Genomic DNA, 18,031 nt, shown 5'->3' on the forward strand with positions numbered 1-18,031 from the left:
TGGATAAGCGGGCGGGGTTTCGTCATTCTGGGGTCATGGCGAACGGCCCCGAAATCTGGTTTTACCACCTTGAGCGCTCCACTCTCGGCCAGGTCCTGCCCGGGCTGCTTGAGAAGACCCGCGAGCGGGGGTGGAAGGCGATCATCCGGGCGACCGAAAGCCGAGCCCTCGACGACATCGACGATCATCTCTGGACTTACCGGGACGACAGCTTCCTGGCGCATGGCCGGGTGTCGGAGCCCAATGCCGGACGCCAGCCGGTGCTTTTGACCGAAGGTCCTGAGAACCCGAACGCCGCTCAGGCGCTGTTCATCGTGGACGGGGCGGAGCTGGGCGATACGGAGAGACTGGAACGATGCTTCATCATCTTCGACGGACGCGACGAGGCGTCACTGCAAGGCGCGCGGGCCCGCTGGAAGACGCTGAAGGAGGCCGGGGCGAATCTGGCGTACTGGAAGCAATCGCCCGAGGGGCGCTGGGAAAAGGCGGCCTGATCGGTCTTATCGTTTTGGGCGCCTGTTCCTCGGCGGCGTCGGTCGCCGAAGCGCCGGCTCCACGTGCGATAGAGGAAGCCCGCCAGAACCAGCCGATCGGCACGCGCACGCCGCGCAACCCGGACGCCGACCTGTGTCGCGCCGGTGATCTGCAGTATCTTGTCGGTCGTCCGAAGACTGAAATCCCCGTGCCGGTGGATGTCGTTAACCGGCGCGTGACCTGCACCAGCTGCGCCGTCACCGAAGATTTTTCGCCGTACCGACTGAATATTTTCTTCAATTCGCAGACGAACCTTGTCGAACGGGTGCGCTGTGGCTGAGACAAACCAACAAGGGAGAGCACCGATGAGAACTCTGATCCTGAGCCTGGCCGCCGCCGGATTGGTGGCGGGCTGCGCGCCGATGGCGTCTGACCCGGTCGCTGAACTGCCGTCCGATGGTCCTGCGGCCTGCAAGGCGGACCAGTATCAGCGCTACGTCGGTCGCAATCGTTCGGAACTGCCCGCGGCCCCGGCGGGGGAGACCTGGCGGGTGACCTGCACCACTTGTCCTGTGACGATGGATTACAACCCGCGGCGTCTGAACATTGTCTATGATCAGGCGACGAGCGTGATCCGCGAGGTCAAATGCGGCTGATCGTCGGGACCGCGGTCGCACTGCTGGCCGGGGCCTGCGCTCCGGTCCAGCCCCCGGTTGAGCCGACCGCGCCCATGGCTTGCGACGCCTCGGGCGCGCAACGACTGGTGGGCAGCCACGTCGGGGCCGTGGATTTCGCCGCAGGCGCCAACGTCCGCATCGTCTGCACCACCTGCCCGACTACGCGCGACTATCGTCCGGACCGTCTGAATATCCGCTTCAACCAGTCGACGGGCATCATTGAGAGGGTGGACTGCGGCTGAGGCTTCAGGCTTGGCGAAGCCGGTCCGACCCGCCACAGTGGCTCCGGGTGAGGGGAGGCGACAGTGAAGCGCATTTTGATGGCCGGGGTCACGCTGGGCGCGATCCTGATCGGGCCGATGGCCGTTGCGGACGCGACGACGGACAGGGCGGCGCGTGATCTGATCGAACGACCACAGGTCTGTGGCCGGGTAGAGTCGGCGATGTCCGACACCTCGGTGGCCGACATGGTCATGGTGGACGGCTTCGGGACCGGCGGGTTCCAGATCGACACCGCCAACCCTGAGGCGCAGGCGTGGTTCGATCACGGCGTCCGTCTGCGCTGGGCGTTCGAGCACAAGGAATCGGTGAGGGCCTTCCGCAAGGCGCGCTTGCTGGATCCGGCCTGCGCCATGTGCGCCTGGGGCGAGGCATGGGCGCTGGGCCCGAACCTGAATGGGGGCGGCAACGACGAGGAGAGCCGTGTCACGGCGCTGAAGGCGGCCCGGGATGCTCGCCGGATAGCGCGCCGAGCGACCCCGATGCAGCGCCAGATGATCGACGCCCTCATCCAGCGCTATTCCGGTCGGGAAGACAGCCGCGCCCGTCGCTTCGCCGAAACCATGGATCGCATCGCCAGGCGCAACCCGCAGGACGTGACCGCGGCCGCCGTCGCCGCCGACGCATGGATGCTGAAGGCGGACAAGTGGTGGGATGACGACGGCAAGGCCGCTGATCCGGGCATCACGCGGGCCATGGAGATTCTGGAACAGACGCTGGCGCATGCCCCGAATGATCCGGGCGCCATCCATCTCTATATCCACCTGACCGAATGGTCGGACGATCCGCACAAGGCGATCCCCTACGGCGAGCGACTGGCCCTGCTGGCGCCGGGCGCCAGCCATCTGGTGCACATGCCGTCCCACACCTTCTTCCGTGTGGGTCGCTACCGCGATGCGATGATATCGAACGTCAACGCCGTGGCTCTGGACCAGCGTTACGATGAGCTGGCGCGGCCGCCCGGCGGGGTGAAGGGCATGCCGCTGCATGGCCACAACATCCATTTCGGCATGGGCGGCGCCCTGATGTCCGGCGGAGCGGAGCAGGGGCTGATGCTGGCCGACCGCTTCCTGACGGTGCTGGGCGACGATCCGCGGATGAATTCACCTTGGCCGCAAGCGATGGCGAATAACGCCTATGCCATGTTCGGTCGTTATGGAACGCCGGATCAACTCGCGACGCTGACGGAACCGCCCGAGGGGCGCCCGGTCCAGCGGGCGGGGTGGCGATACGCGCGCGGAGAGGCCGCCGCCCGGGCCGGCGACGCCGCCGCCGTTCGAGCCGAAGCCGCCGCCATCGCGGCCCTGCGGGAAGGCATGCCAACCGAGGGGCCGGCGGCGATGGGAAGCCGGTTCACCGAGGTCTTCCAGCGCGTTCTTGAAGGTCGCGCGGCCATGATCGAGGGCGACTGGAACGCGGCCGCCGAGGCCTACGGCGCCGCCGCCGCCATTCAGGGCCAGGGCGAGGAGGGTGGCGATCCGCCGATCATCTGGTTCCCGACGCGCCGCAGTCTGGCCGCCGCCCTGCTGTTGAAGGGCGATGCGGCGGGGGCGAAGGCCAAGGTGCTGGAACTGCTCGAGGACTGGCCCAATGACCCCTACAGCTACTTCGTGCTGGCCGAGGCCGAAGCCGCGCTGGGCGATCCAGCCGCCGCGGCGGAAGCGCGCCGTAGGTCGCGGATCGAATGGATCGGCGGAGCGATGGACCTGAAGCTGGCCTGATCGGGCTGGCCGTCCTAGCGGGCGCGGGCTCTGGCCTCCCGTATCGCCGCCTCGAGCGCGTCCGGCTGGATGCTGGCGATGGCGCGGCCGTTGATGATGAAGGTCGGGGTCGCCTGCAGGCCCAGGGCCATCGCCGCCGTGTCCGTATCGACCAGATGACGGGTCATTTCCGGGCTGGCGATCGCCGCGCGAGCCGCGTCCAGCGTCACGCCATTCGCGGCCAGAATGGCGTTGATCGACTCCTCGTTAAGATCACCCTCGGCCATCAGGGCCCGGAAAACCGGCAGGTATTTGCCTTGATCATGGGCCGCCTGCGCCGCGCGGGCGGCGTAGTGCGACGGGCCGGACGGGTCGCCGCGGTCGAGGATCGGCCAGTCCTTGAAGACGAAACGCACATCCGGATTGGCCTGCATGATGCGCAGGATTTCCGGCGCGGTCGCCTTGCAGCCGGGGCATCGGAAATCGAAGAACTCCACAACCGTGACCTTGGCGTCTACCGGCCCGAAGGCGGCGTCGCGGGCGTCGGCGGCCAGAAGCGCGGGACTCAGCGCAGCGCGACGGGTAATGGAATCCGACAGTTCGGTGTTCTGCTTGATCTGCAGGGCCTGGCTCATCTCCTGCAGCATTTCGGGATGGTTCAGCAGGTAGTTGCGGATTTGGGCATCCGATCCGCCGGCGCCGAAATAGGGCGCGACCGCCAGAGCCAGCGCCGCCACGGACACCGCCAACGCCGCCAGACCGATGCCCGGCCCCTTGGTCAGGCGAGACAGGGCGGAGGTGGCGGGGGGCGGGGCGGGCGTCTCGTCGGTCATGCGGTTTTCCGGAAGGTCAGCTGGAGGCGGGCACAACAACCGGGCGATTGCGGCTGTTGCGGCGGTCGACGGCGTCCACGTCATCCTGGGTGGCGCCTGAAGCGAACACGATGTCCATCGCGCGGGTCCAGTCGGCCGATCCCGGCGTCAGCATGTCGCGGGCGCGCAGGGCGAACTGGGTGGCCTGGGTCTCGGCGCCCATGGCGAAATACATTTCAGCCGAAGCCAGACGGGCTTCGCCTTCCTTGCCCTGGGTCGCATAGGCCTGCGACAGCAGACGCCAGCCCATGGTGTTGTCCGGCTCCAGCGCGGTCGCGCGCTTGAGTTGGTCCACCGCGAGGGTGATTTGTTCGGCCTCGTGGGTTTCGATCATGGCGTGCGCCAGATTGATACGGAGCAGGGGGGCGTCGGGCTTCAGATCGACCGAGCGCTGATGGGCGCCGATGGCCTCGGCCGGGCGACCTTCCTCGAACAGGATCTGACCTTTCAGCTCCCAGAAATAGGGGTTCTCCGGCTGCTCGGCCAGCAGCACATCGACAGCGGTGAGGGCCCGCTCCGTCTGGCCATCCCGATACCAGGCGATGGCGCGAGCGTAGCGGGCCGGAAGCGAGACGTCTGTTTCCGGATAGTCGCGCAGGGTGGCGTTCGGCGCGTCCATGAAGGCGTGGATCTTGGCCAGGATCAGCGCGTGCTGGGCCAGTCGCTCTGGGCTGTCCTGATGGCTGTAGTTCGACTGTTCCGCCACCAGACGGCGCAGGTTCTCGATCCGGTCCGAGGACAGCGGGTGGCTACGGAAATAGGGGTAGCGGCGGGCGTCCGAGAAGACTTCCTGCGAACGGAAGTTTTCAAAGAAGGTCAGCAGGCCGCGCCCGGACTCGCCGGCTCGCTCCAGCGCGCGGGCGCCGGTGTTGTCGGCCTCGCCTTCCTGGTGGGTCATATAGCGCAACGCGCTGAGCGTGCCGAAATACTGGCTGTTGCCGATCAGGATGGCGCCGGCGTCCGGCGCTCCGGCGGCGATGGCCAGCGCGCCCAGCGCCATGGTCATCAGCAGGGGCTGCATGCCTGCTTGCTGCGCCCCGTCACGCAGGGTGTGGCGATTCTTTATGTGTCCCGCCTCGTGCGCGATGACGCCGAGCAGTTCGTTGGGATTTCGGGTCCGCAGGATCAGGCCGGTGTTCAGCCCCATGATCCGCCCCCGCGTGGCGAAGGCGTTCAGATCGTTCTCGTTGATCAGCAGGATTTCGATCTCGGACGGTTCCAGCCCCATGGCCGTGAACACCGGATCGGACCATTCGTGGATGATCGCTTCGATCTCGGTGTCGCGAATGGCGCTCTGGGCCGAGGCGGGCGACGCCGTCGCCAGAATCACACTGGCGACGGCGGTTGCACCGATCAGACGGGCGGCGTTTCGAGACAGCCAGCTCATGTTGAACTCCTGTGGACCCGGACGCCCCCGTCCGTTGTGATGGTCACAACCTAATCGCGGCCTTTCAGCGGCGCCACCACCCACGTTTCGGCTTTTCGGGCGGAGCGGCGATCTGGTTCGGGTCTTCCGCGATCAGGGCGGCGACGTCGACCTCGGGCTTCGGCGGTTCGACGGCCTCCACGACCGCGGCCGGGATCGGCTCGGCGACGGTTTCCGCCACGGCTTCAGGCTCCGGCGTCACGACCTCGTTCAGGGCGACGTCCAGCAGGACGGGCTCGCCGACGGGCTCGATTTCGTTCGGCTCGACCGTCGAAAGCGGGGCTTCGTCAGAGGCCGGAGTCGCCGAGGCGGACACCTTGCGGCGCACCCGACGACGTTTGGGCTCTTCCGCGACGACCGGAGCGGTCTCGGCTTCGACAGCCTGAACCTCGGCGTCCGGGATGATCACGGCCGACGGGGTGTCGGGCGAACCGTCGGCGGGCATGCCTTCGCTGGTGGCGCGGGTCTCGACCTTGACCTCGTGGGTCAGGCCGCCCTCGGCGCCGCGATCCCGGCCGCGACCACGACCGCGCCGGCGACGGGACCGTCCGCTACGTTCGCCGCCGACTTCCCCCTCGGGGCGTTCGCCGACGACTTCTTCGACATCAGATGCGGTGGTTTCAGAAGCCTTCTCGGCGCGAGGGGCGCGTTCCGGATTGATCGGGTCGAACCAGACATAGGGATCGTCCAGCGACGGAGTACGGCCACGGACCCAGAAGAAGGAGTCGCGCTCGGTCGATGCGCCTTCCTCGCGCATCCGGCGACCTCCACGGCGGCCACGGCGACGGCGGCGACCACCTTCGCCGTCGTCCTCATCGTCAGCCGACAGGGCCGGAGCGGACTCTTCCGTGCCTTCGGTCTCCTCACGACGTCCGCCGCGGCGGCGCCGGCCGCGACCGCGACCACGTTCACCGTCGTGACGCTCGGCGCGTTCGCGCGGCTGGTCGTCGTCCTCGTCCTCACGCTCAAGGTCGGTTTCGTCCTCATCGTCCTCGATGACTTCGTCTTCGTCCTCGTCTTCGTCCTCGGCCCAGGCGCTGTCGTCGAAGTCATCATCCAGATCGACGAATGGCTCGGCGCTTTCCGGAGGGGTGAAGTCCTCGTTCGTCTCCGTCCGCTCGATCGTGCTTTCGCCCTGACCGAGGTTGTCATCGATAAGAATGACCACGTTCAGGCCGCGCTGGACCAGCAGGCTCTGCAGATAGTCGCGCTTGTGGTTCAGAATGTAGAGGGCCACAGCCGTGCAGACGCGCAGGTTCACCGAACCCGCACCGTTCTTGCCGGCCTCGATATCGACCGCGCGCAGGGTGACGAGGGCGGCGCTTTCCGCGGAGCGGATACGACCGGCGCCCTGACAGTGAGGACAGATCTCGGTGGCGCCCTCGATCACACCCAGACGACGGCGCTGGCGGCTGATTTCCATCAGGCCGAAGCCCGAGATGCGGCCCATCTGGATGCGGGCGCGGTCCTTGGCCAGCGCGTCCTTCAGCACCTTCTCGACGGCGCGGTTGTTCTTGCCTTCATCCATGTCGATGAAGTCGATGACGATCAGGCCGGCGAGGTCGCGCAGACGCAACTGGCGGGCGGCCTCGGCGGCCGCCTCCATATTGGTCTTGAAGGCCGTGGCCTCGACGTTGCGTTCCTTGGTGGCGCGGCCCGAGTTGACGTCGATGGCGACCAGCGCCTCGGTCTGGTTGATCACCAGATAGCCGCCGGACTTCAGGTTGACGATCGGCTGGTGGATCTGGGTCAGGGTCTCTTCAATGCCGTTCGAGGCGAACAGCGGGCGCGAACCCTGATAGAGGTGCACCTTCTTCGCCTGCGAGGGCATCAGCACCCGCATGAAATCGCGCGCTTCCTTGAAGCCCTGCACGCCCTCGACCTGGATGCCGTCGAAATCCTTGTCGAACATATCGCGCACGGCGCGGCGGACCAGGTTTTCTTCCTCGTAGATCAACGCCGGCGCGTTGGACGACAGGGTCGTGTCGCGGATCGTCTCCCACAGGCGCAGCAGGTATTCGTAGTCGCGCTTGATCTCGGCCTTGGTGCGCTTGGCCCCGGCGGTGCGAATGATCAGGCCCATGCCCTGCGGCACATGCAGGGCGGCCGCGGCGGCCTTCAGGCGCTTGCGGTCCGAAGTGTTGGTGATCTTGCGTGAGATGCCGCCGCCCTTGCCGGTGTTCGGCATCAGGACGCAGTAGCGACCGGCGAGCGAAAGCCAGGTGGTCAGGGCCGCGCCCTTGCCGCCGCGCTCATCCTTGACGACCTGCACCAGCAGAATCTGACGGCGCTTGATGACGTCCTGGATCTTGTAGCGACGCATAAGGCGGCGCTTCAGGCGCTCCTCATCGGCCAGACCGCCTTCGTGATCGCCGTCATCGCTGTCGCGGCCCAGGTCGTCGTGGTCGTCGTCGTCCGAGTGGGCCTCGGCCATGATCGCTTCACGGTCGGCGACCGGGATTTGATAATAGTCCGGATGGATTTCGTTGAAGGCCAGGAAGCCGTGGCGATTGCCGCCGTATTCGACGAACGCAGCCTGCAGGCTGGGCTCTACGCGCGTGACCTTGGCGAGATAGATGTTGCCGCGAAGCTGACGCTTCGCGCGGGATTCAAAGTCGAATTCCTCGACCTGACGGCCCTCGACGATCGCGACGCGGGTTTCTTCCGCGTGCGCCGCATCGATCAACATGGTCTTTGACATCGGTAGTCTCTCTCTGGCGCGCTCTGGCCGGTCCTGTCAGCGCGTGGCTGAGGGACGCGGCGGCTCGCCGAATGGGTGTGGGGTTGGCGCGGGCCGTCGATGCCTCGTCGCCACGGCGAGCGCCGCGGGCGAAGTCGGTCACATCTGACCGGAGGTTGAGGCTGGCGTATGCGCCCATGGGTCGGTTCGGTCCTGAACCCTTCCGCGCCTCGGTAAGGCGGCGTTGCGGGCCCGGTTCGTCGGATCGTCGGCGTCTTTGACGGCCGGTCGATCCTCGGATCAGTGAAAGTAGCGCCGAGAGGAGGGCGCGTCCCGGACCCGGCAGAGCGGGTGGACGCGATCATTCGCGAGCGGACAAAGCATAGTCACTGGAAACGTGAATTAAAAGTCGCATCGGCCTTAACCCGTTGGCGACGACGTTCGTGCAGGATGGGAACGATCAGAATGGTGGGTTGTCCGCGTCCATGAGCGCCTCGTTGCGTGTCAGGCTTTCGCATTGGGGCGTCCGTGAGTGGACGATGACGGCGCTCGCCTTCATCGTTTTCTGCGTCACCGTGCTGATCGCCGGCCGTGGACTGGCGTCCGGCGCCATGGGCGAAGTCATTCGCGTGCGTTTCGGCGGCGATGCCGAGCGAACCCGTGTCGTGGTTGATCTGGATCGTAATTCTCGCGGGCAGGTGATCCAGCCGGGCGCCGACGGGCGTGTGGTCGTCGCCCTGTCCGGCGTCGCCGCGCCGCGCGGCATGTCCGGCAACGGTCTGGGACTGGTGCGCGGCTATCGGGTGGCGGGCTCCGGCGGCGCGTCGCGTGTCGAGCTGGATCTGGCCGTCAGCGCCGAGATCGAGCGCCGCTTCCTGCTGCCGCCGGGCGATGGCGTGAACCACTACCGCTATGTCATCGACCTGAAGGCGACCGGTCGGGCGCCGACCGCCTCGCGGAACGCCCCCCGCGCCGCGCCGCGTCCGGCCCAACGGCCTCTGATCTATATCGACGCCGGACACGGCGGCCGTGACCCGGGCGCCCAGGGCGCGCATGCGAGGGAAAGCGAAGTCACTCTGGCGGCCGCGCTCGTCCTGAAGCAGGAACTGGAGCGTTCGGGGCGTTATCGGGTCCGTCTGACGCGGGATAGCGACGTCTATGTCGGTCTGAATCGCCGTCCGGCCATCGCCCGTCAGGCAGGGGCGGACCTGTTTATCTCGCTGCACGCCGACGCCATCGCCGATCCGGCCACGCGCGGCGCCAGTGTCTACACCTTGTCGGAACAGGGCGCCGGCCGCGCTGTGCGTGAGATCACACGTGATGAAAACTGGCACCGAAGCCTCAATCTGCCGGGCCGGGACGCCTCGGTGGACCGTATTCTTCTGGATATGACCCAGCGTGCGACCCAGAACCGTTCGGCGGTGCTGGCGCGCAGCCTGTTGGGCGAGATCGAGCAGGCGGACCATCCGCTGCTGCGCCGCAGTCATCGGGATGCCGGTCTGGCGGTGCTGCTGTCGCCGGATGTGCCCGCCGTGCTGCTGGAGATGGGCTACATCACCAACCCCGAGGATGAGCGTCTGCTCACCGATCCACGCGCGCGCCGTCGGCTCATGCGGGCCGTGGCTGCGGGCATCGACGGCTATTTCGCCGCCCCGACCGGCGCGCTTCAGATGGCCTCGACCGGAGACGGCGCCGGCCGCCCCTGAAGGATGCTGTCGCGTCCTGGACGTTGAGCGCCTATCTTTCCGCCCATGCGCCTGCGTGTCGTGGACCTGGAAACCACCGGTGGAGACCGGACCGCCGAGATTATCGAGGTCGGCATCGTGGATGTCGTGCCGGAAGGAGAGGGCTGGCGCGCCCTGCCGCCCGTGACGAAGCTGTTCCGGCCTCGGGGTGAGATTTCGGTGCATGCTATGGCGGTGCACCACATCACGCCCGATGATTTCGGCCCTGACGACGCGCACTGTGATGAATATGCGCTGCGCGAGATGTTCGCCGAGCCAGCGGATGTCATGGTGGCGCATGCCGCCAACTTTGAACGCGGCTTCATCGCGGACACCGCCCACGGCGGTTTGCCGTGGATTTGTACGGTTCGCTCGGCCAAGGCGGTCTGGCCGCAAGCGCCGGGGCATTCCAATCAGGTGCTGCGCTACTGGCGACAGCTGAGGCTGGACCCCGCGCTGGCCAATCCGGCTCATCGGGCGGGGCCGGACGCCTGGGTGACGGCTCACCTGCTGATGGATCTGCTGAAGGAAGCCACCGTCGAGCAGATGATCCAGTGGACCCGGGAGCCCCGTCGACTGAACACAATTCCGTTCGGCAAACACCGGGGAAGCCGCTGGGCGGACGCGCCGGTGGACTATCTGCGATGGATGGCCGGGCAGTCGGACATGGACGCCGATGTCGTGGCTGCGGCGCGACAGGAGATCGAACGTCGCACCGCCCCGGCAACGGCGCCTCTGGCGGGCGTGACCGACGCGGGCTAAACCGGCGTCATGCCGCTACCGCGCCTTCCGAACATCAAGGGTCTCAAGATCGCCGAGCGTTGGTTCGTGCTCGCGGGCCTCGGCCTGCTGGGCGCGATCACCCTGGCGGGCCTGGTCGTCACAGTTTACGCCGCCTGGCTGTTCCACGATTTGCCGGATGCGTCCGAGTTGGCGGACTACCGCCCGGCCACGGCGACGCGGGTTTACGCGGGTGACGGCACCCTGATCGGCGAGTTCTCGGATGAGCGCCGAATCTATGTGCCCTATGAGCAAATTCCCCTGCCTGTGATTCAGGCCTTCCTGTCCGCCGAGGACAGTCGCTTCTTCGAGCACGGCGGCATCGACGTGTCCGGTCTGGGCCGTGCCATGTTCAAGAACGTCTTCAATGCGGCCACCGGTCGGCGTCTGGAAGGCGGCTCGACCATCACCCAGCAGGTCGCCAAGAACGTCCTGCTGACCAACGAATCCAGCCTGAACCGCAAGGTGAAGGAGGCGATCCTCGCCAACCGGCTTGAGGCGACGCTGTCCAAGCAGCAGATTCTAGAACTCTATCTGAACGAGATTTTCCTCGGCTATCGCTCCTACGGGGTGGCCGCGGCGGCGTTCAACTATTTCGGCAAGTCGCTGGATCAGCTGACGCCGGACGAGGCGGCCTTCCTCGCCTCCTTGCCCAAGGGACCGAACAATTATCATCCCAAGCGCCACCCGGGCGCGGCCAAGGGGCGTCGGGATTGGGTGCTGGGCGAGATGGGCGAGAACGGCTTCCTGACGCCGGAACAGGTCGCGACCGCACGCGCGCGCCCTCTCGTCGCGCAGGATGCGCCCCGTCGGGCCGAGTACGCGGATGCAGACTTCTTCGTCGAGGAGGCGCGCCGTCAGGCCATCCGCCAGTTCGGCGCCGAAGAGGTGAACCGCGGCGGTTATTACATGCGCACGACGCTGGATCCGAAGCTGCAGTCCGCCGCGCGCGACGCCCTGATGAAAGGGCTGGAGAACTACGACCGCCGCCACGGTTGGCGCGGGGCATGGGGCACGACCGAGTTCGCTGAAGGCTGGCAGGAGGAAGCCCTGCGCGGCACCCGTCCGCCAGAGCGCCGGAGCTGGGAAGCCGCGGGTGTGGAGAACGTCGCGGGCAACAGCGTCCGTGTCCGAAGCGCCAAGGATGACCGCGTCGGCTATCTGATCACCGGGGACGCCGCATGGGCCAACGCCAACCGTCCGCTGAAGCGCGGCGATCTGATCTTTGTTGAACGCACCGGCGGTCAATACGCCTTGAAGCAGGTGCCGCGCGTGAACGGCGCGCTGGTGGCCATCGAGCCCCAATCGGGGCGGGTGCTCGCTATGGTCGGCGGCTATTCCTATGCGCTCAGCAGCTTCAACCGTGCGACGCAGGCTCGTCGCCAGCCGGGTTCGGCGTTCAAACCGTTCGTGTATGCGGCCGCGCTGGAGGGGGATTACACCCCGGCGTCGATCGTTCTGGACGCGCCGATCAGCTTCGCGGGCGGAGCTAACGGCACGCGCTGGAGCCCTGAGAACTACAGCCGCGAATACTACGGTCCGCAGACCCTGCGTCGCGGCCTGGAGCTATCGCGCAACGTCATGACCGTTCGTCTGGCGCAGGATGTCGGCATGAAGAATGTCGTCTCGCTGGCGGACAAGATGGGCGTCGGCAAGATGGAGCCGAACCTGTCGGTGTCGCTGGGGGCCGGTGAAACCACGCCCTATCAGCTGACCGCGGCCTATGCCGCCTTCGTCAACGGCGGCCGCCGGGTGAATCCCTATCTGATCGAAATGGTGCAGGACCGGGATGGGGAGACCATCTTCCGCGCTGACCAGCGCCGTTGCCGCGATTGCGGCAGGGCGTTCAGCGGTCAGGAATCGCCCCGTCTCGATGCGCGCGGCGAGCAGGTGATCGACCCGATCACCGCCTATCAGGTCGCGTCGATGCTGGAAGGCGTGGTCCAGCGCGGCACCGCCGCCAGCGCTCGTGGCCTCGGCCGCTGGGTCGGCGGCAAGACCGGCACGACCAACGAGTATCGCTCGGCATGGTTCGTCGGCTTCTCGTCGGACATTGTCGTGGGAGTCTTTATCGGCTTTGACGACAACCGGCCGCTGGGCTCGGGCGAGACCGGCGCCACCGGCCCGGTGCCGGTGTTCAACGAGTTCATGCAGGTCGCCCTGCGTGAGCGTCCTGCGCGTCCCTTTGTCCGACCGAAAAACGCGGTCTTCCGCACCGTGAACGGCATCGAGGAAGCTTTCCGTCCCGGCACCGAGCGTCGCCAGCAGGAAGAGGCCCCGCGGCCGGAAGTCCCGACCGGACCGCAGAACTATACGGACATCATCCGTCGCGAGGAGGAGGAGGCCAGCGGCCAACCGACTCCGAACACCCCGCCGCCCACGACCCCACCGCCCCCCCGCAAGGAACCGGCAGCCGATCTGGACGGTCTGTACTAGGGCAGGGCGACCGGCCCTTCCCCTTTGCCGCGGCGCGCTTTATGTCCGCCGCTCACTTTGGATCGCAGGAGTTCGCGATGAGACCGGATGTCGAGGCCATGAAGGCCGACATCGAGCAGAGCATCGCTCTGCTCAGGAGGCGTCTTTGACTGGGATGTCGCACTTCGAAAGCTCGATGAGCTGAACGCGCGGGTCGAGGACCCGACGCTTTGGGACAATCCCGAACAGGCCCAGGCCGTCAGCCGTGATCGCTCGCGGCTCGAGGCCCAGGTCAACGCCGTCAAGGAAATGGAGCAGGGCCTCGAGGACGGGGTCATGCTGGCCGACATGGCCGATGAGGAAGGTGACGAGGCCGCTCTGGACGGTGCGCGCGCCGACCTGAAGGCTATCAAGGACCGCGCGGCCCGCGCCGAACTGGAGGCCCTGCTGTCTGGCGAGGCCGACGGCAATGACGCTTATCTGGAAGTGAATTCCGGCGCCGGCGGCACGGAGTCCAACGACTGGGCCGGCATGCTGCTGCGCATGTACAGCCGCTGGGCCCGCGCTCACGGCTATGAGGTCGAGATCGAGGCCGAGGAAGCGGGCGAACAGGCGGGCATCAAGTCCGCCACCATCCTGATCACCGGCCCCAACGCCTATGGCTGGCTGAAGTCGGAATCGGGTGTGCACCGTCTGGTCCGCATCAGTCCCTATGATGCCGCCGCCAAGCGTCACACCAGCTTCGCCTCCATCGGGGTGTCGCCGGTGGTCGATGACGCCATCGAGATCGATATCAACCCGTCCGACGTGCGCACCGACACCTACCGGGCATCGGGCGCGGGCGGTCAGCACATCAACAAGACAGACTCCGCCGTGCGTCTTACCCACGTGCCGACCAATACGGTCGTCGCCTGTCAGGCGGGTCGTTCGCAGCACCAGAACCGCGAACAGGCGTGGAAGATGCTGCGCGCCCGTCTGTACGAGCTGGAGCTGCAGAAGCGTGAGGCCGCCGCGCAGGCGCTGGCTGACGCCAAGACCGACATCGGCTGGGGCCACCAGATCCGTTCCTACGTCCTGCAGCCGTACCAGATGGTCAAAGACCTGCGGACCAACGTGGAAACCTCGGACACCCAGGGCGTCCTCGACGGCGATCTGGACGCCTTCATGGGCGCCGCGCTGGCCGCCCGGGTCGGCGAGACGCGCGGCTCGACGGTCGACTAGGTCCGTTCAGCCGCCAACATACAAAGCAAAAGGCCCCGGAGTGATCCGGGGCCTTTTCATTTGAGCCTTCAGTCGCCTCAGGCGGCGGGGGGCTTCATGTCGATGACCTGCGGAGCCGGTTCGACAGGGCGCGGCGCCGGAGCCGGGGTGGTCGGCGCCGGAGCTTCGCGGCGACCTTGCAGGACGCGGCCCTGGAAGTAGGCGCCGATGTCGATCGACAGCTGTTCGGCGGTGATGTCGCCGTCGACATAGGCGGTGGCGATCAGCTTGACCTGTTTGCCGGACACGCCGCCGACGACGCGGCCGCGGATTTCGACGTAATCCGCCGAGACATTGCCCTCAACCGCGCCGGTCTCGCCGACGATCAGACGGCCGACGCGGACGTCACCCTTCACCTGACCGTCGATCTGCAGATCGCCGGCGCCGGAGACGTTGCCTTCGAACTGTAGGTCCGACGACAGGGTCGAAAGACCGCGCGGGGCGACGGCAGGCGCAGCGGCGGCGCGCGGCGCGGCGGCCGGTGCGGGGACGCCGCCCGGGGCGGGCAGATCCGGCAGCGGCGGGATCGAGGAGCCGGAGTCAGAACGCGACTGGGGCTGCGGGGCGGGGGATTTAGTCTTGTTGAACAAGTTGGTCTCCGGCTCTGATAAAGCGGGCGGGGTTTTGCGGGCGGCCGTTCATCCACACCTCATAGTGCAGGTGAACGCCGGTGGAGCGTCCGGTCGTACCCATGGCGCCGACGCGTTGGCCAAGCGTGACACGCTGGCCCGCTCGCACGGCCATGGAGTTCAGATGGGCGAAACGGGTCTTGAAACCGCGTCCGTGGTCTATCTCAACGACGTTGCCATACCCTGAACGGACGCCGACAAAAGACACGATTCCGGGAGCCGTGGCGTAAATGGGCGTGTTCAGGGGCGCGGCGAAATCCTGTCCCTGATGTACGGCGGGGCGGCCGTTGAAGGGATCGAAGCGCACGCCGTAGCCGGAGGTGGTGCGCGCCGACGTCGGCCGCCGGAACGGCAAGCCCTCGGCGGCGTCGGCCAGCAGACGCATGTCGGTCAGATTGTCCGCCGCATGCTGGATGCGAACAGCGAAGGCCTCGTCCACGTCCAGAACGGCCCCGAGTGCGCGCGGATCGCGGGCTTCGATCAGCGGTCCGCCCAACGCGGCGTCGCGAGGCGCGTAGGCGGCGGGGTTCAATCCAGCCAGACGGAAGGCCAGACGCAGGCGTTCGGCCCGGCTGCTGGCTACGGTCTCGGCACGGGCGATCAGACGCTCCTGATCCATCCGCACGGCCACGACCCGTTGCAGCGGCGTGCTGCGGTCGGGATTCAGCGCCGGGGCCGGGGTCAGGGCCGCCTGAGCACCGTCGACGCCGTGGAACAGGGTCATGACCCGGGTCAGGGCGGCGTGGCGGCGCTCGACCATATGAGCCATTTCGTCGATGGAGCCCGAGCTGGTGCTCATCCGGATCACGGCGCTGTCCAGACGGGCCTGCAGGTCAGCGTTCAGGCGTTCTGCGGAGGCCCGGCTGCGCGCGACGTTCCGGTCGGCTTCGCTCTGGCGGACCATATCGAGGGCGAAGCCGCCCGACGCGATCAGAAACCAGCCGCTGAAAACGATCGCGCCGACAGCGCCCAGCATCTGCCGGCCGGGTGTCAGCGCCCAAGCCTTCACGTCATCACCGTTGCGAAGGTAGAGATAGCGCGTCGGGAACCAGCGCCCGATCAGCGACCGTCTGCCCTCGGTTTCGTGCTCAATCATACACAAACGCCCCCACGCCCGGCCCGTTATGAGCCACGACTGCGGGAAGACGACAAGTCTCTTCACGACTTGTTAACCACGCTGGATGGTCTTCACGCGAAGAACGTCGGTATTCGTTCCGGTTTTTCGCTTTTCAGGCGAGTGTCGTGGTCCTGTAACGCCAGTTACATCTGTCGGCGCGGCAGCTGATCCGGGCTCATAGGGATCGTGCGGCGTCGAGCACTTCGGCGGCGTGCCCCTTGACCGAGACCTTGCGCCAGATACCGCGGACCACGCCGTCGCCGTCGATCAGGAAGGTGGCCCGCTCCACGCCCATATACTCGCGGCCGTACAGCTTTTTCATCACCCAGACGCCCCAGGCTTCGGTGACGTCGCCGGGCTCGTCCGAGGCCAGAACGACCTTGAGATCATACTTGGCGCCGAAGCGGTCCAGCTTCTTCACGGGATCGCGCGAGACGCCGATGACCACGGCGTTCGCCGCGTCGAACTCAGCCGACAGGGCCGAGAAGTCCTGCCCCTCGCTGGTGCAGCCGGGCGTATCGGCCTTCGGATAGAAGTACAGCACCGCCGTCTTGCCCTTCAGGGCGTCCAGAGAAACCCGCCCGCCACCGGCGGTGGCCATGTCGAAGGCCGGGGCCTTCATGCCTTCCACGATCTCGGTCATCAGACGGGCCTCACCAGAACGATCTTCTTCTTGCCGGCTGCCAGCTTGAACACGCCGTCGGCGTTGACGTCGGCGTCCTCGATCAGACGGGCGCCGTCGGCGATGGCCTCATCGTTCAGACGCAGGCCCCCGCCTTGGGCCAGGCGACGGGCCTCGCCGTTGGAGGCGGTCAGGCCGGCCTTGGTCGCGACGGCGGCCAGCATGGCGCCGATGACTTCGTCACGAGCGATCTCGACCGTCGGCAGGTCGGCGGACAGCTGGCCCTTCTCGAAGGCGCTCTCGGACGCGGCTCGAGCGGTCGCGGCGGCTTCGGCGCCGTGCAGCATCGTTGTGGCGGCGTCTGCCAGCGCCTTCTTGGCATCATTGATCTGCGCGCCTTCGAGGGCTTCCAGCGCGGCGATCTCGTCCAGCGACAGGTCAGTGAACAGGCGCAGGAACTTGCCCACGTCGGCGTCATCGACGTTCCGCCAGAACTGCCAGTAGTCGTAGGGGCTCAGTTGCTCGGCGTTCAGCCAGATGGCGCCCTGCGCCGTCTTGCCCATCTTGCCGCCCGAAGCCGTAGTCAGCAGCGGGGTGGTCAGGCCGAAGGCGGCCTTCTGATCTACGCGGCGGACCAGATCGACGCCCGACGTGATGTTCCCCCACTGGTCCGAGCCGCCCATCTGCAGCGTCACGTTGCGGGCGCGGTTCAGCTCCAGGAAGTCCACCGACTGCATCAGCATGTAGTTGAATTCGAGGAAGGTCATCGGCTGCTCGCGCTCAAGGCGCAGCTTGACCGAGTCGAACGCCAGCATCCGGTTGATGGTGAAGTGGGCGCCGAAGTCGCGCAGGAACTGGATGTAGCCGAACTGCGAGAGCCATTCGTCATTGTCGACCATGACCGCGTCGGTCGGGCCGTCACCGAAGGTCAGGAATTTGGCGAAGACCTGTTTGATGCCGTCGATGTTGGCCTGAATGGTCTCGTCGGTGAGCTGCGGGCGCGAGGCGTCCTTGCCGGTGGGGTCGCCCACGCGGGTGGTGCCGCCGCCCATCAGGACCACAGGCTTGTGCCCAGCCTGCTGGAGGCGGCGCAGCATCATGATCTGGATCAGGCTGCCGACGTGCAGGCTCGGCGCGGTGGCGTCGAAGCCGATGTAGGCCGACACCACGCCGTTCGAGGCCGCCTCGTCCAGTTCGACGGGGTGGGTGATCTGATGGATGTAGCCGCGCGCCTGAAGGGTGCGCAGGAAGTCGGACTTGAAGGTCGGTTCACTCATGAGGGCTCCGTTAGCAGGGAAGCCGGCGAGCGTCTTGTGGGGATTGCGCCGGCTGTATGCGGCACAGGGGTTCGCGGGCCGCTCGATCAGATCGAGGGG

At 66.9% G+C, this 18,031-nt stretch carries 16 protein-coding genes; 9 read left to right on the forward strand and 7 right to left on the reverse strand.

What is annotated here, in order from left to right:
• The first annotated feature begins 35 nt into the window (after positions 1 to 35).
• From FKQ52_RS06645 to FKQ52_RS06665, 5 genes are all read left to right on the forward strand, one after another.
• Positions 36 to 494 carry a DNA polymerase III subunit chi gene (locus tag FKQ52_RS06645; RefSeq protein WP_141626454.1) on the forward strand — a complete coding sequence of 153 codons (459 nt, stop codon included), beginning with the start codon at positions 36 to 38 and terminating at the stop codon, positions 492 to 494.
• A gap of 14 nt (positions 495 to 508) precedes the next feature.
• Positions 509 to 814, forward strand: coding sequence for a hypothetical protein (locus FKQ52_RS16620; RefSeq protein WP_240811761.1), 306 nt, complete (start codon positions 509 to 511; stop codon positions 812 to 814).
• Between the two features lie 25 nt (positions 815 to 839).
• Positions 840 to 1,130 (forward strand): I78 family peptidase inhibitor, encoded by a 291-nt coding sequence (locus tag FKQ52_RS06655; protein ID WP_141626455.1) that lies wholly within the window; start codon positions 840 to 842, stop codon positions 1,128 to 1,130.
• The gene (locus FKQ52_RS06660) at positions 1,121 to 1,393 is read left to right on the forward strand and encodes a hemolysin (RefSeq protein WP_141626456.1); all 273 of its coding nucleotides are present in this window, start codon (positions 1,121 to 1,123) and stop codon (positions 1,391 to 1,393) included. Before FKQ52_RS06655 ends, FKQ52_RS06660 begins: the two co-directional genes overlap by 10 nt.
• A 63-nt stretch (positions 1,394 to 1,456) precedes the next feature.
• A complete protein-coding gene (locus tag FKQ52_RS06665; RefSeq protein ID WP_240811762.1) occupies positions 1,457 to 3,151 on the forward strand; it encodes a hypothetical protein in 1,695 nt (564 codons plus the stop codon).
• Positions 3,152 to 3,165: 14 nt separating this feature from the next.
• Here FKQ52_RS06665 and FKQ52_RS06670 read toward each other — a convergent pair whose 3' ends face one another.
• The 3 genes from FKQ52_RS06670 to FKQ52_RS06680 all read right to left on the reverse strand — a co-directional run bounded on the left by FKQ52_RS06670 (position 3,166) and on the right by FKQ52_RS06680 (position 8,129).
• Positions 3,166 to 3,963: a thioredoxin domain-containing protein gene (locus tag FKQ52_RS06670; protein WP_141626457.1), complete on the reverse strand. Its 798-nt coding sequence runs from the start codon at positions 3,961 to 3,963 to the stop codon at positions 3,166 to 3,168.
• Positions 3,964 to 3,979: 16 nt separating this feature from the next.
• Entirely contained in the window at positions 3,980 to 5,389 is a 1,410-nt protein-coding gene (locus FKQ52_RS06675; RefSeq protein WP_141626458.1) for a M48 family metalloprotease, read from the reverse strand.
• A gap of 64 nt (positions 5,390 to 5,453) precedes the next feature.
• A complete protein-coding gene (locus FKQ52_RS06680; RefSeq protein WP_141626459.1) occupies positions 5,454 to 8,129 on the reverse strand; it encodes a ribonuclease E/G in 2,676 nt (891 codons plus the stop codon).
• 518 nt (positions 8,130 to 8,647) lie between these two features.
• On the opposite strand from FKQ52_RS06680, the gene FKQ52_RS06685 reads away from it, so the two are divergent.
• The 4 genes from FKQ52_RS06685 to prfB all read left to right on the forward strand — a co-directional run bounded on the left by FKQ52_RS06685 (position 8,648) and on the right by prfB (position 14,248).
• A complete protein-coding gene (locus FKQ52_RS06685) occupies positions 8,648 to 9,814 on the forward strand; it encodes an N-acetylmuramoyl-L-alanine amidase (protein ID WP_141626460.1) in 1,167 nt (388 codons plus the stop codon).
• A 45-nt stretch (positions 9,815 to 9,859) separates the two neighbouring features.
• On the forward strand, positions 9,860 to 10,594 hold the full coding sequence (locus FKQ52_RS06690; protein ID WP_141626461.1) for an exonuclease domain-containing protein: 735 nt from the start codon (positions 9,860 to 9,862) through the stop codon (positions 10,592 to 10,594).
• A gap of 9 nt (positions 10,595 to 10,603) precedes the next feature.
• Positions 10,604 to 13,048 carry a penicillin-binding protein 1A gene (locus FKQ52_RS06695; RefSeq protein WP_141626462.1) on the forward strand — a complete coding sequence of 815 codons (2,445 nt, stop codon included), beginning with the start codon at positions 10,604 to 10,606 and terminating at the stop codon, positions 13,046 to 13,048.
• 77 nt (positions 13,049 to 13,125) lie between these two features.
• Positions 13,126 to 14,248, forward strand: a protein-coding gene (gene prfB / locus FKQ52_RS06700) for a peptide chain release factor 2 (protein ID WP_141626463.1) whose coding sequence is annotated in 2 segments (ribosomal slippage) — positions 13,126 to 13,194 and positions 13,196 to 14,248 — 1,122 coding nt in all. Because the reading frame shifts where the segments join, the coding sequence is not laid out codon by codon here.
• 77 nt (positions 14,249 to 14,325) lie between these two features.
• Here the strand turns inward: prfB and FKQ52_RS06705 are convergent.
• The 4 genes from FKQ52_RS06705 to tyrS all read right to left on the reverse strand — a co-directional run bounded on the left by FKQ52_RS06705 (position 14,326) and on the right by tyrS (position 17,932).
• Entirely contained in the window at positions 14,326 to 14,877 is a 552-nt protein-coding gene (locus FKQ52_RS06705; protein ID WP_141626464.1) for a polymer-forming cytoskeletal protein, read from the reverse strand.
• Positions 14,861 to 16,012 (reverse strand): M23 family metallopeptidase, encoded by a 1,152-nt coding sequence (locus FKQ52_RS06710; protein WP_141626465.1) that lies wholly within the window; start codon positions 16,010 to 16,012, stop codon positions 14,861 to 14,863. Before FKQ52_RS06710 ends, FKQ52_RS06705 begins: the two co-directional genes overlap by 17 nt.
• 196 nt (positions 16,013 to 16,208) lie before the next feature.
• On the reverse strand, positions 16,209 to 16,676 hold the full coding sequence (locus tag FKQ52_RS06715; RefSeq protein ID WP_141626466.1) for a peroxiredoxin: 468 nt from the start codon (positions 16,674 to 16,676) through the stop codon (positions 16,209 to 16,211).
• Positions 16,676 to 17,932, reverse strand: coding sequence for a tyrosine--tRNA ligase (gene tyrS, locus FKQ52_RS06720; RefSeq protein WP_141626467.1), 1,257 nt, complete (start codon positions 17,930 to 17,932; stop codon positions 16,676 to 16,678). The genes FKQ52_RS06715 and tyrS overlap by 1 nt, the downstream gene beginning before the upstream one ends.
• Positions 17,933 to 18,031: the final 99 nt, after the last annotated feature.

This window comes from Brevundimonas sp. M20 (assembly GCF_006547065.1).
GTDB lineage: Bacteria > Pseudomonadota > Alphaproteobacteria > Caulobacterales > Caulobacteraceae > Brevundimonas.

What these genes read in the sequence shown, in the direction of transcription:
- FKQ52_RS06690 (WP_141626461.1), top strand. Translation starts at nt 9,860, where the DNA reads ATGCGCCTGCGTGTCGTGGACCTGGAAACCACCGGTGGAGACCGGACC.
- FKQ52_RS06655 (WP_141626455.1), top strand. Translation starts at nt 840, where the DNA reads ATGAGAACTCTGATCCTGAGCCTGGCCGCCGCCGGATTGGTGGCGGGC.
- FKQ52_RS06695 (WP_141626462.1), top strand. Translation starts at nt 10,604, where the DNA reads ATGCCGCTACCGCGCCTTCCGAACATCAAGGGTCTCAAGATCGCCGAG.
- FKQ52_RS06675 (WP_141626458.1), bottom strand. Translation starts at nt 5,389, where the DNA reads ATGAGCTGGCTGTCTCGAAACGCCGCCCGTCTGATCGGTGCAACCGCC.
- FKQ52_RS06670 (WP_141626457.1), bottom strand. Translation starts at nt 3,963, where the DNA reads ATGACCGACGAGACGCCCGCCCCGCCCCCCGCCACCTCCGCCCTGTCT.
- FKQ52_RS06680 (WP_141626459.1), bottom strand. Translation starts at nt 8,129, where the DNA reads ATGTCAAAGACCATGTTGATCGATGCGGCGCACGCGGAAGAAACCCGC.
- tyrS (WP_141626467.1), bottom strand. Translation starts at nt 17,932, where the DNA reads ATGAGTGAACCGACCTTCAAGTCCGACTTCCTGCGCACCCTTCAGGCG.
- FKQ52_RS06645 (WP_141626454.1), top strand. Translation starts at nt 36, where the DNA reads ATGGCGAACGGCCCCGAAATCTGGTTTTACCACCTTGAGCGCTCCACT.
- FKQ52_RS06685 (WP_141626460.1), top strand. Translation starts at nt 8,648, where the DNA reads ATGACGGCGCTCGCCTTCATCGTTTTCTGCGTCACCGTGCTGATCGCC.
- FKQ52_RS06710 (WP_141626465.1), bottom strand. Translation starts at nt 16,012, where the DNA reads ATGATTGAGCACGAAACCGAGGGCAGACGGTCGCTGATCGGGCGCTGG.
- FKQ52_RS06715 (WP_141626466.1), bottom strand. Translation starts at nt 16,676, where the DNA reads ATGACCGAGATCGTGGAAGGCATGAAGGCCCCGGCCTTCGACATGGCC.
- FKQ52_RS06660 (WP_141626456.1), top strand. Translation starts at nt 1,121, where the DNA reads ATGCGGCTGATCGTCGGGACCGCGGTCGCACTGCTGGCCGGGGCCTGC.